This window comes from Streptomyces daliensis (genome assembly GCF_054782395.1).
The window spans coordinates 1-15,337 of sequence record NZ_BAAGSO010000053.1 but is presented as its reverse complement, the minus strand read 5'-3'; the positions used below and the strand labels follow the sequence as shown (position 1 = coordinate 15,337).

The 15,337-nt window shown below is 72.4% G+C and carries 13 protein-coding genes; 9 read left to right on the top strand and 4 right to left on the bottom strand.

What is annotated here, in order from left to right; all coding sequences use genetic code 11:
* Positions 1-610 precede the first annotated feature (610 nt).
* The 3 genes from cobJ (at position 611) to cobC (ending at position 4,572) form a co-directional block, all read left to right on the top strand.
* The gene (cobJ, locus tag ACYVOO_RS10980) at positions 611-2,407 is read left to right on the top strand and encodes a precorrin-3B C(17)-methyltransferase (protein WP_461015466.1); all 1,797 of its coding nucleotides are present in this window, start codon (positions 611-613) and stop codon (positions 2,405-2,407) included.
* Positions 2,408-2,534: 127 nt separating this feature from the next.
* A complete protein-coding gene (locus tag ACYVOO_RS10975) occupies positions 2,535-3,491 on the top strand; it encodes a sirohydrochlorin chelatase (RefSeq protein ID WP_461015465.1) in 957 nt (318 codons plus the stop codon).
* On the top strand, positions 3,457-4,572 hold the full coding sequence (gene cobC, locus ACYVOO_RS10970) for an Rv2231c family pyridoxal phosphate-dependent protein CobC (protein WP_461015464.1): 1,116 nt from the start codon (positions 3,457-3,459) through the stop codon (positions 4,570-4,572). Before ACYVOO_RS10975 ends, cobC begins: the two co-directional genes overlap by 35 nt.
* A gap of 314 nt (positions 4,573-4,886) precedes the next feature.
* Here the strand turns inward: cobC and ACYVOO_RS10965 are convergent, their stop codons facing one another.
* Positions 4,887-5,981, bottom strand: a complete 1,095-nt coding sequence (locus tag ACYVOO_RS10965) for an amidohydrolase family protein (RefSeq protein ID WP_461015463.1) — start codon at positions 5,979-5,981, stop codon at positions 4,887-4,889.
* A gap of 122 nt (positions 5,982-6,103) precedes the next feature.
* Between ACYVOO_RS10965 and ACYVOO_RS10960 the strand changes: the two genes are divergently transcribed.
* The 6 genes from ACYVOO_RS10960 (at position 6,104) to thpD (ending at position 11,392) form a co-directional block, all read left to right on the top strand.
* Positions 6,104-6,754: a SigE family RNA polymerase sigma factor gene (locus ACYVOO_RS10960; RefSeq protein WP_461015462.1), complete on the top strand. Its 651-nt coding sequence runs from the start codon at positions 6,104-6,106 to the stop codon at positions 6,752-6,754.
* On the top strand, positions 6,754-7,494 hold the full coding sequence (locus tag ACYVOO_RS10955) for a hypothetical protein (RefSeq protein ID WP_461015461.1): 741 nt from the start codon (positions 6,754-6,756) through the stop codon (positions 7,492-7,494). The genes ACYVOO_RS10960 and ACYVOO_RS10955 overlap by 1 nt, the downstream gene beginning before the upstream one ends.
* A 480-nt stretch (positions 7,495-7,974) precedes the next feature.
* Positions 7,975-8,502 carry a diaminobutyrate acetyltransferase gene (ectA, locus tag ACYVOO_RS10950; RefSeq protein ID WP_461015460.1) on the top strand — a complete coding sequence of 176 codons (528 nt, stop codon included), beginning with the start codon at positions 7,975-7,977 and terminating at the stop codon, positions 8,500-8,502.
* An 89-nt stretch (positions 8,503-8,591) separates the two neighbouring features.
* A complete protein-coding gene (gene ectB, locus ACYVOO_RS10945; RefSeq protein WP_461015459.1) occupies positions 8,592-9,860 on the top strand; it encodes a diaminobutyrate--2-oxoglutarate transaminase in 1,269 nt (422 codons plus the stop codon).
* 76 nt (positions 9,861-9,936) lie between these two features.
* Positions 9,937-10,341, top strand: a complete 405-nt coding sequence (locus tag ACYVOO_RS10940) for an ectoine synthase (protein ID WP_453349024.1) — start codon at positions 9,937-9,939, stop codon at positions 10,339-10,341.
* Between the two features lie 151 nt (positions 10,342-10,492).
* A complete protein-coding gene (gene thpD, locus ACYVOO_RS10935; protein ID WP_461015458.1) occupies positions 10,493-11,392 on the top strand; it encodes an ectoine hydroxylase in 900 nt (299 codons plus the stop codon).
* A gap of 101 nt (positions 11,393-11,493) precedes the next feature.
* Here the strand turns inward: thpD and ACYVOO_RS10930 are convergent, their stop codons facing one another.
* The 3 genes from ACYVOO_RS10930 to ACYVOO_RS10920 form a co-directional block, all read right to left on the bottom strand.
* Positions 11,494-12,558 (bottom strand): aminotransferase class V-fold PLP-dependent enzyme, encoded by a 1,065-nt coding sequence (locus ACYVOO_RS10930; RefSeq protein WP_461015457.1) that lies wholly within the window; start codon positions 12,556-12,558, stop codon positions 11,494-11,496.
* 878 nt (positions 12,559-13,436) lie between these two features.
* Positions 13,437-13,751, bottom strand: coding sequence for a 4a-hydroxytetrahydrobiopterin dehydratase (locus tag ACYVOO_RS10925; RefSeq protein ID WP_461015456.1), 315 nt, complete (start codon positions 13,749-13,751; stop codon positions 13,437-13,439).
* A gap of 1 nt (position 13,752) precedes the next feature.
* Positions 13,753-14,730 (bottom strand): Twin-arginine translocation pathway signal, encoded by a 978-nt coding sequence (locus tag ACYVOO_RS10920; RefSeq protein WP_461015455.1) that lies wholly within the window; start codon positions 14,728-14,730, stop codon positions 13,753-13,755.
* Positions 14,731-15,337 lie beyond the last annotated feature (607 nt).

Sequence of the window (15,337 nt, the reverse complement as noted above, 5' to 3'; positions counted from 1 at the left end):
CAGAACCAGCAGCCACGACCGCACCGCAGCCCGTACCACATCCGGCCCCAGAACCAGCAGCCACGACCGCACCGCAGCCCGTGCCACATCCGGCCCCAGAACCAGCAGCCACGACCGCACCGCAGCCCGTGCTCCGGACCGGTCGGGCCAGCTGCCCGGCGCCCGGCGACACGGCCGGAGCCGCAGCACACCGCACCGGACCCACGCACCCGCCCGACCCGGCAACCGGCGACACGACCGGATCGGCGGCAGCACACGGCACCGGACCAGCGCCGCTGCCCGCCCGGCCGGGCAGCCAGCTTCACGGCCCGGCCCGGCCCGTGCCAGGCGTCACGCGCGCCCCCGGCAGGCCCCGCGCGGCCCGGCCCGGACCGCGCTCTGGCCCCGTCGGGCACGTCGCGGCATGCTCTGTCCGCCGGTGTGCGGCGGGCCCGGGGGCCGCGGGGGTGCGTCGCGCGAACCCCGTGACGACGTGCCGCGTCCTGCCGACCCGCCCAGCCCGCCCGCCCCGCACGGCCACACCGTCCGCCCGCCCGCCCACTCATCCGTTCCGCCCCCTCCCCCGACCCCTGCCGGGCACCCCGCCCGGCGCCCCCGAAGGAGCTACACGTTGATCGGCCTGATCTCCGCCACCGCGGCGGGTGCCGCCGCACGCGACCGGTTGGCCGCGGCGTGGCCGGACCGTACGCGCGTCTACGAAGGGCCGGGCGTCCGCGAAGCCGTCACCCGCGCGTTCGGCGAGTGCGACCAGCTCGTCTGCTTCCTCGCCACCGGCGCCACGGTCCGCCTGCTCGCGCCGCTGCTCGCCGACAAGACCGACGATCCCGGTGTCGTCTGCGTCGACGAGGCGCAGCAGCACGCGGTGTCCCTCCTCGGCGGGCACGCGGGCGGCGCGAACGAGCTGGCCCGTGCGGTGGCCGACGTCCTCTCCGGCTGCCGTCCCGTGGTGACCACGGCGACCGACGCCGTCGGCGTGCCGGGTCTTGACACGCTCGGCTGGCCCGTCGAGGGCGCGGTGGCGGCGGTGAGCCGGGCGCTTCTCGACGGCGCCACGGTCCCGGTGCGCGCCGACGCGCGGTGGCCGCTGCCCGCGCTGCCGCCGAACGCCGTACCCGCGGGGTCCGCGCACGGTGCGCAGGGCGCGGGTGCCGACGGCGCCACCCTCTGGGTCACCGACAAGGTCATCCCGCTCGGCCGGGCCGAGGCCGTGCTGCGCCCGCCGTCCCTCGCCGTGGGGGTCGGCGCCAGCCGGGGCGTGACCGCGGACGAGGTGCTGCTCCTCGTCGAGGAAACCCTGGACGAGGCGGGCCTGTCCGTCCGCTCGGTCACCGAACTGGCCACCGTCGACGCGAAGGCGAACGAGCCGGGACTGCTCGCGGCGGCGGAGCGGCTGGGCGTGCCGCTGCGCACGTACCCGGCCGAGGCGCTCTCGGCCGTCGAGGTGCCCAACCCCTCCGACGCGCCGCGCGCCGCCGTCGGCACGCCCTCCGTCGCGGAGGCCGCGGCACTGCTGGCCGCCGCTCCCCGCGCCGCCACGGCGGGCGTCGTCACGACGAGCGGCCACGCGCGGGACGGCCACGGCGGCCTCGGTGAACTCGTCGTCCCCAAGACCAAGTCGGCCCCGATCGACGGCAGCCCCGCCATGGCGACGGCCGCCGTGGCGCGCCGCGGCCCGCGCGGGCGGCTGGCCGTCGTGGGCCTCGGACCCGGCGCCCGCGACCTGGTCACCCCGCGCGCCCGCGAGGAACTGCGGCGCGCCTCGGTGCTCGTGGGGCTCGACCAGTACGTCGACCAGATCCGCGACCTGCTGCGCCCCGGCACCCGCGTCGTCGAGTCGGGGCTCGGCGCCGAGGAGGAGCGGGCCCGTACCGCCGTCGCGGAGGCCCGCGCGGGGCACGCCGTCGCGCTGATCGGCAGCGGCGACGCCGGCGTCTACGCGATGGCCTCGCCCGCGCTGGCCGAGGCGAGCGACGACATCGACGTCGTCGGCGTCCCTGGCGTCACGGCTGCGCTCGCCGCCGCCGCGATCCTGGGCGCGCCGCTGGGGCACGACCACGTGTCCATCAGCCTCTCCGACCTGCACACGCCGTGGGAGGTGATCGAGCGTCGGGTACGCGCTGCGGCCGAGGCGGACATCGTCGTCACCTTCTACAACCCGCGCTCACGCGGCCGTGACTGGCAGTTGCCGAAGGCGCTCGGCATCCTCGCCGAGCACCGCGAGGGGCGCACCCCGGTGGGTGTCGTCCGCGGCGCGACCCGTCCAGACGAGTACGCGACGCTCACCACGCTGGCCGAACTCGCCCCCGAGAGCGTCGACATGATGACCGTCGTCACCGTCGGCAACACCGCGACCCGCGAGATCGCGGGCCGCATGGTGACGCCGCGCGGCTACCGGTGGCAGGCATGACGGGCCCGCTCCCGCTTCCGTGCCGCGCGCCCAGCGGCACGGGCCCGCGCCCGCCCGCCCCCTCGTCCGTCCCCTTCCGTACGCGCCGCCCCCGCGCGGCGCACCGCACCACCCCCAAGGAGAAACCGTGACCACCCCGCCCGCCCTGCTCCTCGTCGGCCATGGGACCCGTGACGACGACGGCGCCGAGGCGTTCCGCTCCTTCGTCGGTGAACTCGGCAAACGGAACCCGGAGATCCCGGTGTCCGGCGGATTCATCGAGCTGTCCCCTCCCCCGCTCGCCGACTCGGTCTCGGAGCTGGTGGACAGCGGCGTGTCGAACTTCGCCGCCGTGCCGCTGATGCTGGTCTCCGCCGGGCACGCCAAGGGCGACATCCCGGCCGCGCTCGCCCGCGAGAAGGAGCGGCACCCGGGCATCTCGTACACCTACGGGCGTCCGCTCGGGCCGCACCCCTCGCTGCTGTCCGTGCTGGAGCGCCGTCTCGACGAGGCGCTGGGCGGCGACGGCGAGTCCCCCCGCACACCAGAGGACCTGGCCGATGTGACGGTGCTGCTGGTGGGCCGCGGTTCGACGGACCCGGACGCCAACGCCGAGGTGCACAAGGCCGCCAGGCTGCTGTGGGAGGGGCGGGGCTACGCGGGCGTCGAGACCGCCTTCGTCTCGCTCGCCGCGCCCGACGTGCCCTCGGGGCTGGAGCGCTGCCGCAAGCTGGGCGCGCGGCGGATCGTCGTCCTGCCGTACTTCCTGTTCACCGGCATCCTTCCCGAGCGCGTGAAGCAGCAGGCCGAGGGCTGGTCGGCGGCCAACCCGGACACCGAGGTGATCAACGCCGACGTCATCGGCGCCACCGACGAGCTGGCCGACCTCGTGCTGGAGCGCTACCGCGAGGCCGTCAAGGGCGATCTGCGCATGAACTGCGACTCCTGCGTCTACCGGATCGCGATGCCGGGCTTCGAGGACAAGGTCGGCGCGCCGCAGCAGCCGCACTACCACCCGGACGACGACGACAGCCATCACCACCACGGCGGTCACGGACACGGCCACGGACATGGGCACGGTCACGGGCATGCCCACTCCCACTGAGGCCGGGGCGGGCGGGGCGCCCGAGCACGATCTGCGGCACCACGGTGACGCCGAAGTACGGGACAGCGGCGCTGAGCTGACCGACCTCGCGGTGAACGTGCGCACCGGCACGCCCCCCGGCTGGCTCAAGGCGCGCGTCGCCGCCTCGCTCGACGGGCTCGCCGCGTACCCCGACGGGCGCGCGGCGCGCCGCGCCGTCGCCGCGCGGCACGGGCTGCCCGAGGACCATGTGCTGCTGACGGCGGGGGCCGCCGAGGCGTTCGTGCTGCTGGCGCGGGCGCTTCCGGCGGCGCGCGCCGTCGTGGTGCACCCGCAGTTCACGGAGCCGGAGGCCGCGTTGCGCGACGCGGGCACGCCGGTGGAACGCGTCCTGCTGCGCCCCGAGGACGGCTTCCGGCTCGGCACGGGCGCGGTGCCCGAGGACGCCGACCTGGTGGTGGTCGGCAACCCCACCAACCCCACGTCGGTGCTCCACCCGGCCGACGCGCTGGCGGCGCTCGCACGCCCTGGCCGCGCGCTCGTCGTCGACGAGGCGTTCATCGACGCGGTACCCGGCGAACGCGAGTCCCTCGTGCCCCGGCTCACCGGGCTGCCGGGGCAGGTCCTCGTGCTGCGCAGCCTCACCAAGACCTGGGGGCTGGCCGGGCTGCGCGTCGGCTATGTGCTGGCCGGTCCCGGCACGGTGGCGGCGCTCGCCGCGCAACAGCCGCTGTGGCCCGTCTCGTCGCCCGCGCTGGCCGCCGCCGAGGCGTGCTGCGAGCCGGGGGCGCTGGCCGAGGCGGAGCGCGCCGCGCGGGACGTGGCCGAGGACCGCGCGTATCTCCTCGCCCGGCTGGCCGAGTTCGGTGACCTGACCTCGGCCGGACACGCCGAGGCGCCCTTCGTGCTGGTGCGGCATCCCCGTGCGCGGTGGCTGCGCGAGGGGCTGCGCGAGCTGGGGTTCGCCGTGCGGCGGGGCGACACGTTCCCAGGGCTGGGCCCGGAGTGGCTGCGGCTCGCCGTCCGCTCCCGCGACGTGACGGACGCCCTGTCCGCGGCCCTCGCGAAGCTCCTGCCCTCCGACGGGGACACGTCGCGCTGACGGTTCCGCTCCCCCGGGGCCCGCTGCCCCGGATCAGGTGATGCGCCGGACCGGCACCGGGCGCTGCGGCGCAGGCCCCTCGCGTGAGGGGGCCGCGAACCCGAAGCGGAACGTTTCGCGAGGCGCCGCGCCGGCACGGGACGCTTCGCAGGGCCCCCTCCGCGCGCGGCCACGCGCGGCCGACTGCCACGGTGCAGGAGCACACCGGACCGGCACCGGGCACCCCGGAGCCCGGCGTACGATGCCCGCCCCGCACCCGTGCCAGTGGGGTTCCGGGGCCGTGCGTCCCGGGGACCGGGTCCCGGGAGCCGGAGTCAGTGCGTGACCCGGCCCCGGAGGACAACGTGGCGGGGGGCCGACAGCACGGCGACGTTCTCGCGGGGGTCCGTCTCGTAGACGACGAGGTCGGCGGGGGCGCCCTCTTCCAGTGCCGGGCGGCCCAGCCAGCGCCGCGCGCCCCAGGTGGCGGCGGAGATCGCCTCCACGGCGGGGATGCCGGCGGTGACCAGCTCGGCGATCTCGTCGGCGACGAGGCCGTGCGGCAGCGTGCCGCCCGCGTCGGTGCCGACGAAGACGGGGACTCCCGCGTCGTACGCGGACCGCACCGTGTCGTAGCGGCGTGCGTGCAGTTGCCGCATGTGCGCCGACCAGCGCGGGTACTTCTCGTCGCCGCCGTCGGCGAGCTGGGGGAACGTCGCGATGTTCACCAGGGTGGGCACGATCGCGACCCCGCGCTCGGCGAAGAGCGGGATCGTGTCCTCAGTGAGCCCCGTGGCGTGTTCGACGCAGTCGATGCCCGCCTCCACGAGGTCGCGCAGCGAGTCCTCCGCGAAGCAGTGCGCGGTGACCCGCGCCCCCTCCTCGTGCGCTGCCGCGAAGGCTTCCTCGACGGCCCAGCGCGGCCAGCACGCGCTGAGGTCGCCCTCTGCGCGGTCGATCCAGTCGCCGACCAGCTTGACCCAGCCGTCGCCTCTGCGGGCCTCGTGCCGTACGTAGGCGGCGAGGTCGCCGGGTTCGATCTCATGGGCGAAGTTGCGGATGTAACGCTTCGTCCGGGCGATGTGGCGGCCCGCGCGGATGATCCGGGGCAGGTCCTCGCGCTCGTCGACCCAGCGGGTGTCGGAGGGCGAGCCCGCGTCGCGGATGAGCAGCGCGCCCGCGCCCCTGTCCGTCAGCGCCTGCTTCTCGGCCGTGGCGGCGTCCACGGGTCCGTGCGCGCCGAGGCCGACGTGGCAGTGCGCGTCGACGAGTCCCGGCAGTACCCAGCCCTCCAGGAGCAGCGGATCGCCCGAGCCGCCGGGCGGACGCTCGAAGGTGATCCGGCCGTCCACGACCCACAGTTCGTCCCTGACGTCCTCGGGCCCGGCCAGCACCCGCCCCTTGATATGCAGATTTTCGCCGTCGCTCATGTCCCGCACTGTACGAGTCCCCTGCTACGCTCACGCACCCACCGGGGGCGAACGCAGTCACGGACATTGACCGGGATTTCGAACCGGGCGGCGTGCCGCCCGTCGAGCGTGAGGAGGCCGGCGTGGGCACCCCCACCGAAGAGTTCCACGCCTTCTTCGAGAAGCACCATGCCGAATTAGCCCGCCTGGCAAGCCTGTTGCTCGGCGGCTCGGACGGCGCCGACGACCTGGCTGCCGATGCGCTGGCCGCCGTCTGGCACCGCTGGGACCGGGTGCGCGCCGCCGACCATCCGGCCGCGTACGCGCGGGGCATCGTGGCGAACCTCGCCCGCACCCGCATCCGCGGCATCGTCCGCGAGCGGCGCAGGGTCGCCCTGTTCTGGTCGCGGGAGGCGGAGCGCACGGACGGGCCCGACGTGCCCGCCGTGCTCGATGTGCGCGCCGCGCTCACCCGTCTTCCCTTCCGCAAGCGCGCGTGCGTCGTCCTGCGGCACGCGTTCGACCTCTCCGAGAAGGACACGGCCCGCACCCTCGGCGTCTCCGTCGGTACGGTGAAGAGCCAGACGTCGAAGGGGATGGCGGAGCTGGAGCGGCTGCTGACGCCCCCACCCGCGCCCGCTTACGCGTACGGGAACGGCAACAGGCACGGCCGCGGGTCCGGGGCACCCCCGGGCGCGGCGGCCTCGGGAACGGCGGCCTCCGCCGCGCACCGGGGCGCCGACGCGGTGCGGGCGCTGCGCGCCGGGCCCGCGGGAACGGGACGGAGCGGCTGATGGGCGAGGAGACGGAGCTGCGCGCGCGGCTGCGCGCCGCCGCCGCGGAGCACCGGCCCGACCGCGCGCGGATGCTGGCCCGGGTGACCAGCGCGACTGGCGCGGCCGAGGAGCGCGCGGGCGGCCGGGAGCGCGACCGGATGCCCCGTCCCGCGCGGCGCGCCTTCCCCGCCTGGGCCCGCGCTGCGGGCGCGGCGGCCGGGCTCGTCGGGGCGCTGGGCGCGGGCGGGGTCGCCGTGTGGGCGGCGCAGGGCGGTGAGCCGCCTCAGACGGTGCGCACGTCGCCGAAACCGGCCGCGCCGCCCGAAACGCCGTCGAAGGAGCCGCGGGGCGCGCAGAGCGCGCCTGAGCGCGTGGCGGACGGGCCCCTGTGGTCGGACGGCTCCGTGGACCCCGGCAGCAACACCTACTGGGCGCAGAGCAATGTGACCGTCAAGACCACGGAGCGGCTCTCCTCCCTGGTCGTCGAGCTGCGCGTCGCTCGTACGGGCGATGTCAGCGCCACCGGTTCGTGGCGCACCCGGCCCGCGAAGGACTTCGAGGTGACGGTGCGTGTACAGGGGGACGCGCTGGTGTACCGGTGGGTGCTGAAGCCGGGGCGCACGGTGCCCGCGGGCGAGCACGTCTTCGCGGGGCAGTACGACCACGCGCGGGGGGAGCGGGACGCGGGGCGCGACCGCTACTCCGTGGCGGCGAGGGGGCCGAGCGGGGAGCTGTCGGTGCGGGGTGACTTCTTCTGAGCGGCACGCCCGGCGCGGGCCCCGGATGCCCTGACGCGTTGCCGAACGCCTCTCGCTGCTCAGTAACTTCACCGTGTATCTCAAGGCTTCTCAAGAAAACACAGACACGGCTTGCTCCGTGAAATAGGATGCAATCCAGGCGCTTTATCGAGCGCAGCTTCCCGTATTCTTCTGCCCGCTCTTGACCTCCTTAAACGCAAAGATTTCGCTAGCGTCAACCGCCTGAATTCGGACGGGTCTCGTAGTCGTTACGGCACTGTGACAGACCCCACAGCGTGCCCGCCTTGCCCGGTAAAACCGCCATATAGAGGCACCAAACCCGGCTGCGTTGCGCGCAGGCGCGCCCCCGCGCGATAACACAGAACACCCCTGTCGCGTAACCCCTACTGGCCGTGCGTTTTCAGATTCTGCTGGGTAAATTCAATCTGCATGACCGCCGCACAAGCAGACCTTGCACGTGCCCATAGCGAAATCCTAGAAATGCCGGAGGGGCTGAAGCTCGACACTCCACGCGTGGAGGACGGAGCCGCGATCTGGCGTATTGCCCGCGACTCCCGGACGCTCGATCTCAACTCCTCCTACAGCTACCTCCTGTGGTGTCGCGACTTCGCCGCCACTTCCGTAGTGGCCAGGGACGCGAACGGCGAGCCGGTCGGCTTCATCACCGGCTACGTGCGCCCCCAGCGCCCGCGGACCCTCGTCGTGTGGCAGGTCGCCGTCGACGAGGCGGCACGAGGACGCGGCCTCGCCGCGGCGATGCTGGACGGGCTGACCACCCGGGCCGCCGAGGAACTGGGCATCGACGTCGTCGAGACGACCGTGACCCCGGACAACACCCCGTCGAACCGGCTGTTCACCTCCTTCGCGGAGCGCCACGGCGCCCCGTCGGCCAAGGAGGTGCTCTTCGACGCGGGAGTGTTCCCGGAGGGCGGGCACGAGCCCGAAGTGCTGTACCGGATCGGGCCTGTCGCCCACTTGGTGGAGGCCGGGTCCGGCGCCGAGCGCTGACCCGCACGACCCCGCGCCCGAGTCCGACCCCCGCACAACCCTCATCATCAGACTTCTTCTGCCACGCGACTCACTCCCAGGAGCATGCTGTGACCATCACCCAGCCGGACCTGAGCGTCTTCGAGACCGTCGAGTCGGAGGTGCGCAGCTACTGCCGTGGCTGGCCCACCGTGTTCGACCGCGCCCAGGGCGCCCACATGTACGACGAGGACGGCCACACCTACCTCGACTTCTTCGCCGGCGCGGGCTCACTCAACTACGGGCACAACAACCCGGTGCTGAAACGAGCCCTGCTGGACTACCTGGAGCGGGACGGCGTCACCCACGGCCTGGACATGAGCACCACCGCCAAGCGGGCCTTCCTGGAGACCTTCCAGCGCACGATCCTGGCGCCGCGCGGCCTGGACCACAAGGTCATGTTCCCCGGTCCGACCGGCACCAACGCCGTCGAGGCCGCGCTGAAGCTGGCCCGTAAGGTCAAGGGCCGCGAGTCGATCGTCTCGTTCACCAACGCGTTCCACGGCATGTCGCTCGGCTCGCTCGCCGTCACCGGCAACGCCTTCAAGCGCGCGGGCGCCGGCATCCCGCTGGTGCACGGCACCCCGATGCCCTTCGACGACTACCTCGACGGCACGACCGCCGACTTCGTCTGGTTCGAGCGGCTGCTGGAGGACCAGGGCTCCGGGCTGAACAAGCCCGCCGCCGTGATCGTCGAGACGGTGCAGGGCGAGGGCGGCATCAACGTCGCCCGCGCCGACTGGCTGCGCGCGCTCCAGGACCTGTGCAAGCGGCACGACATGCTGCTGATCGTCGACGACATCCAGATGGGCTGCGGCCGTACGGGCCCGTTCTTCTCGTTCGAGGACGCGGGCATCAAGCCGGACATCATCACGCTGTCCAAGTCCATCGGCGGCTACGGCCTGCCCATGGCGCTCACCCTCTTCAAGCCCGAGCTGGACATCTGGGCCCCGGGCGAGCACAACGGCACGTTCCGCGGCAACAACCCCGCGTTCGTCACGGCGACCGCCGCGATCGAGACGTACTGGAACGACGCGCAGATGGAGAAGCAGACCCTCGCCCGCGGCGAGCAGGTCGAGCAGGCGCTGCGCGCCATCGCCGAGGAGCACAGCGAGGCCGTCGCCGGGTACCGGGGCCGCGGTCTGGCCTGGGGCCTGGAGTTCCACGACAAGGACCGCGCAGGCCAGATCTGCAAGCGGGCCTTCGAGCTGGGCCTGCTGCTGGAGGACTGCGGTCCGCAGAGCGAGACCGTCAAGCTCCTGCCGTCACTGACCATCACCCCCGAGGAGCTGGACGAGGGTCTGCGGACCCTGGCCCGGGCGGTACGCGAAACCGCGTAGCTCCGCAGTACACGGCCCGCTCCGGTTGCGTCCGGGGCGGGCCGCCCCCGTAATGAGAGAAAGGCACCATCACACCGTGATCGTTCGATCCTTCAAGGACATCGAGGGCACCGACCGCCACATCAAGTCGAAGTCGGGCACCTGGGAGAGCAAGCGCATCGTGCTGGCGAAGGAGCGTGTGGGCTTCTCGCTGCACGAGACGATTCTCTACGCGGGCACGGAAACATCGATGTGGTACGCCAATCACATCGAAGCCGTACTCTGCGTCGAGGGCGAGGCCGAACTCACCAACGACGAGACCGGTGAGAAGCACTGGATCACCCCCGGCACCATGTACCTGCTCAACGGGCACGAGAAGCACACGATGCGCCCGAAGACCGACTTCCGGTGCGTGTGTGTCTTCAACCCGCCCGTGACGGGCCGGGAGGACCACGACGAGAACGGCGTCTACCCGCTTCTCACCGAGCCGGACGAGAGCTGAGCCGCCTGCGCTGAGCGCACGCGCTTGAGCCGTACGCGCTGAGCGGCGGCTGAGCACTCGGCCGGTATCGGCCGGGCCGGACCGGTTGACCGACCGGTTCGGCCTTTCGCCCATCAGACAGGGCCGTACGAGAGGAGAGGAAGGCAACCCCATGACCACCGCACCCGAGCGCACCGCCGACCTGTACCCGACGCGCGGAGTCACCGAGGTGGCTGTTCCGCGGATGGACCCCGTCGTGTGGTCCGATCCGGGTACCCCGGGGCCCATCGGGGCCGCGGATCTGGCGGGCTTCGAGCGGGACGGGTTCCTCGCCATGGACGAACTGCTCACCTCCGACGAGGTGGACGTCCTGCGCAGGGAACTGGAACGGCTCACCACGGATGCGGAGATCCGTGCCGACGAGCGCTCGATCGTCGAGCCCAAGTCGGAGGAGATCCGGACCGTGTTCGAGGTGCACAAGATCAGCGAGGTCTTCGCCAACCTGGTGAAGGACCCGCGTGTAGTGGGCCGGGCACGGCAGATCCTGGGCTCGGACGTCTACGTCCACCAGTCCCGGATCAACGTCAAGCCGGGCTTCGGTGCCACCGGTTTCTACTGGCACTCCGACTTCGAGACCTGGCACGCGGAAGACGGTCTGCCGAACATGCGGACCGTGTCGGTCTCGATCGCGCTGACCCGTAACTACGACACCAACGGCGGCCTGATGATCATGCCGGGGTCGCACAAGACCTTCCTCGGCTGCGCGGGTGAGACGCCGAAGGACAACTACAAGAAGTCCTTGCAGATGCAGGACGCGGGCACGCCGTCCGACGAGGCGCTGAGCAAGTTCGCGGACGCGCACGGCATCAAGCTCTTCACGGGCAAGGCCGGTTCGGCGACGTGGTTCGACTGCAACTGCATGCACGGGAGCGGTGACAACATCACTCCGTACGCGCGGAGCAATGTCTTCATCGTCTTCAACAGCGTCGAGAACGAGGCAGTGGAGCCCTTCGCGGCACCCGTCCGTCGCCCCGAGTTCATCGGGGCGCGGGACTTCACCCCGGTGAAGTGACGTCCGCAGTGCGCGACCGCCGCGTCGTGTGCTGAGCCCACTGGACGAGGGGCGGGGCCGCGTGGACGGCCTCGCCCCTGGTCTGTGTCACGGGGCCCGTCTCAGGGGGCCAGCAGATCCAGCACGCGGGACACGTCACCGTCCGTGTTGTAGAGATGGAAAGCCACCCGGAGATTGCCGTCGCGAACGGCGATCTTGACGTCGGCCGCGGACAGCCGCTCCGCCGCGTGCCCCAGCCCCGGCACGGCGACGATGGCCGAATCCTCCCGCACCGGCTCGTACCCCAGCCCCCGCAGACCCTCGCGGAACCGCGCCGCCAGCGCCCTGTTGTGCGCCCCGATCGCCTCCTGGCCCAGCTCCTCGACGAGGGACAGCGCGTGCTCCGCGCCCAGATACGGGAGGAACGGGACGCTCTCGTCGAAGCGCCGCGCGTCCGGCGCGAGCCGCGAGATCGGCCCGTAGCAGCTCTCCCACGGCAGCTCCGCCGCGACCCAGCCCGCGTGCAGCGGCAGCAGCGCGCCCGACTCCCGCGCCTCCTCCGAGACGGTCAGGAAAGAGGTGCCGCGCGGGCACAGCAGCCACTTGTAGGCACCGCACACCGTGTAGTCGAAGGCCGCCGCGCTCAGCGGCAGCCAGCCCGTGGCCTGGGTGGTGTCGATCAGCGTGCGGGCTCCCGCCTCGCGGGCCGCCTCCCTGATCGCGGCCAGATCGGCGATCCGGCCGTCCGCTGACTGGACGGCGGAGACCGCGATCAGCGCGGTGCCCGCGTCCACGGCGTCCGCCAGCGATTCCAGCGGGGCGGTGCGCAGCTTCAGATCACCGCGCACCGTGAAGGGGTTGACCACGGAGCTGAAGTCGCCCTCCGCGACGAGGACTTCGGCGCCCGTGGGCAGCGACGCGGCGATCATCCCGACGTGGGTGGAGACGGCGGTGCCCACCGCGACCCGCTCGACAGGCACACCGGCGAGCCGTCCGAAAGCGGCCCGTGCCCGGTCGACGGCGGCGAAGGTGGCGACCATGTCCAGGGTGCCCGCCGCCATGCGGGTCACGGCGGCTCGCAGCGGGTCGGCTGCGCGGGCGGGGAGGAGGCCGCTCGACGCGGTGTTCAGGTAGGTGGTCCCGGGCGCGAACTCGGCCGCGCGCAGGGTGGCGATCCGGTTGTCCATGCCCGCCAGTCTCTCCGCCGGGGGTACCCACGTCCACGGGGCCCCTTCGCGGGGGGCGGAAGGAAACGGAGGGTTGCCGCTTCACGGGCTGTGCCCCTTCACGGGGTGCGGGGTGAGGGCTTCACGGGGCTCTTCCCTCTGGCAGGGGTGCGCCTGGCCTGGGTGCCCCCTGGGGGGTTCGTTGGCGTGTTACGGGCCGGTGGCACGGGTTGTGCCCACCCGTCCCGCCCACGGGACGATTGCCCACAACTTTGGCGTGCCGTCGCCAGGCGGGGTGCCCCCTGGGTGCGCCTTTGGGTTTCGTTGCCGGCTCTCTGCCGGTGGCTACGGCGCGGCCTATGGACCGGTACGACGCGGCTGGCGCCGCGTGATTCTTGGCGCGCCTCGTGGATATGGGCGCGTGGGAGCGGGGTGTCCGGTGCCGGGGTGGGGTGTCTCCTCGGCGTGAAGGTCTCGTGTTCGGCTTTCCGCCGGTGACTTGCTCGACCTGCGGGGACACCCCGCCCCGTCCCCGTCCCGCCGGTGGCCCACTACCCGGTTCCGGGTGGATTCGGGACCACCCCGCGCGTGCGGGGAGCAGTTCAGGACGCCGAGACCGGGCAGGCCACCGCCCGGACCATCCCCGCGCGTGCGGGGAGCACGCCCCCGCGCCCAGGGAGAGCCCGTCGCCCCAGGACCATCCCCGCGCGTGCGGGGAGCACCCTTCGTGACCTGGGATGTTAGTCGCGGAATCCGTCATTCTGCATCACTTCGCCCCGCCGGTTCTCGATGAGGGGGGCGTGCTGCTCGGGGGCGATGATGTCGGCCGTACGGCGAGCGTACTGCCGTGGCCCACGTTCTTCCTGCGCACAGCGTTACAGCGCGGTCACCCACCGCCGTCAGACAGGGTCTGCCTCATGCGCAGCCGCGATCGTGTCGATTCGCGCGGCGAGGTCGAAGTCCTTAGTGGTGAGCTTGTGCCCTGCGTCGTGCGTGGTGATCCCGAACCGAACCTTGCCCCACCGCAGATCGATGTCCGCGTGGTGACCGATCAGCCGCTCGACGTCCGCCACGTGCACGATCATGGCGACGCCGGCGTGGTAGCGGATTCCGAACGTGCGGGTGATCTCGTCGCCCTCGCGCTGCCACCCGGGCAGCTCGCGCAGCCGCTCGGTGATCTCCTGGTCGGACAGCGGCGCCGGTGCGTCCCCCACGTCATCCCCTCTCATCCACGGGTGCCAGAACCTCTACGAGATCCTGGCCGATGGGCGCATCCTGCCACGGCCTCATCACCCGCTGAAGAGCACCCAACTCCTTACGCATGCGCACCGAGCGGGTATCCACCGCGATCTGCGCTGCCTCGCGCGCGATCTCGACGGCCTGCTCCGGGTCGCTCGCCGCAGCCGCAGCCGTGGCCTGCCGCGCGAGGTAGACGCCTCGGTCGCGCCGCGCGGTCTCCGGCACGTCGGCGAGTACTTGCGTCCACAAGTCGCGCGCCTCTCGGCCGAGGCCGAGACGTCCGTAGCACGTGGCGCGCTGTACCTCCAGGTAATTGGGAGTGCGGCGGCAGGCGTTCCCCCACGGCAGGTCGTCGTCGACGCGGTCGAGGAGTCCGTCTGCCTCATCGATGAGCTGGTCCACGGCGGGGCGGTCGCCGGTGAGACTGGCACCGTGGGCCTGTTGCTGCATGGCCATGATGCGGATTTTCGGCACGAGCACCTGCCGGTTCTCCAGCGCGGTTTCACACAGATCGATCACCCCACGCCCGTCGTGCAAGTCGGTGCGGACCTGGGCCTGGTTCACCAGGGAGTACCCGATCAAGTGCGGATCGCGGGAGCGCATCGCGATCTCCTGCGTTATGCCCCGCCAGAATGACGCACCGCCCATGTCTCCGGCGTCCTGGTAGAGCCATCCGACAAGCGCGGCGTAGGCGGCGCCGACCCTGAGCAGGCCGCGCCGGGTCTCGCCCCCGGCGACGCGAATGAGACGGTCGATCAGGGCGTACTGCTCTGACACAGTGCCGATCAGATCATGGGGGCCGAGCAGCATGTCCGCCCGGTAGTGGCCTTCCAACTGCTCCTGGAAGTAGGCAATCAGCGCGGGGTCGACGTGACGTGACGGGGTGGGCCCAGCGGTGAGCGCGGCGGCGGTCACAGACACGAACGCGCGGCGCTTCATGTCGTCGTCTGGCATCGGTGGCTGCTCGGCGCGCTGCCAGCCCTCCGGTGCCTCGAAGCCCAAGTCCTCGGGCCACGCTCCGAATGCGGCGTGAAGAGCGAGCGCATAGTCCTCCCGAGGCCAACCGGGGCGCGGGGACTCCCAGCGTCGCCATGTGCGGGGCGACACCTCGAAGTACGGGTCATCGAGTGCCTCACGTCCTGCTGCCGATACTCCCTTGGCGGCGGCTTCGCCTGAGCGCCATCCCCGTTTCAGCCGGGCTGTCCGCAGGACGTCGTTGCCGCCTGTGCTCGCAGTGTGAAGTGTCATCGCTCGCGCTCCCGTGCGTGGCCGCAGAGGGGCCGTGGAGTGGCCGCTGCCGGACCTAGTTGGCGTGCATCACTCAGGCCCATCATCCAAGCGTGACTTCGGCACGTACACCGATCGCGGTAACTGGCGCACGAAAGAGGGCGGCGAGATGAAGGTCGTGGAGGAGTGGGCTCCGCCCTCGGGAGTGGCTGCTGAGCTGATGCCCGCAGGGGTCAACTGGGACGCGGTATCCGTGCGCCGTGAGGCGCTGATTTTCCGAGTGGAGGTGAGAGACCTTCGCCGCTGTGCTGTCGCAGCAGTGCGGTGAAGCTGA

Coding starts and splice junctions, on each gene's coding strand:
- cobC (WP_461015464.1), top strand. CDS start 3,457: ATGGGCACGGTCACGGGCATGCCCACTCCCACTGAGGCCGGGGCGGGC.
- ACYVOO_RS10965 (WP_461015463.1), bottom strand. CDS start 5,981: ATGAGCGACGGCGAAAATCTGCATATCAAGGGGCGGGTGCTGGCCGGG.
- ACYVOO_RS10955 (WP_461015461.1), top strand. CDS start 6,754: ATGGGCGAGGAGACGGAGCTGCGCGCGCGGCTGCGCGCCGCCGCCGCG.
- ectA (WP_461015460.1), top strand. CDS start 7,975: ATGCCGGAGGGGCTGAAGCTCGACACTCCACGCGTGGAGGACGGAGCC.
- thpD (WP_461015458.1), top strand. CDS start 10,493: ATGACCACCGCACCCGAGCGCACCGCCGACCTGTACCCGACGCGCGGA.
- ACYVOO_RS10930 (WP_461015457.1), bottom strand. CDS start 12,558: ATGGACAACCGGATCGCCACCCTGCGCGCGGCCGAGTTCGCGCCCGGG.
- ACYVOO_RS10920 (WP_461015455.1), bottom strand. CDS start 14,730: ATGCCAGACGACGACATGAAGCGCCGCGCGTTCGTGTCTGTGACCGCC.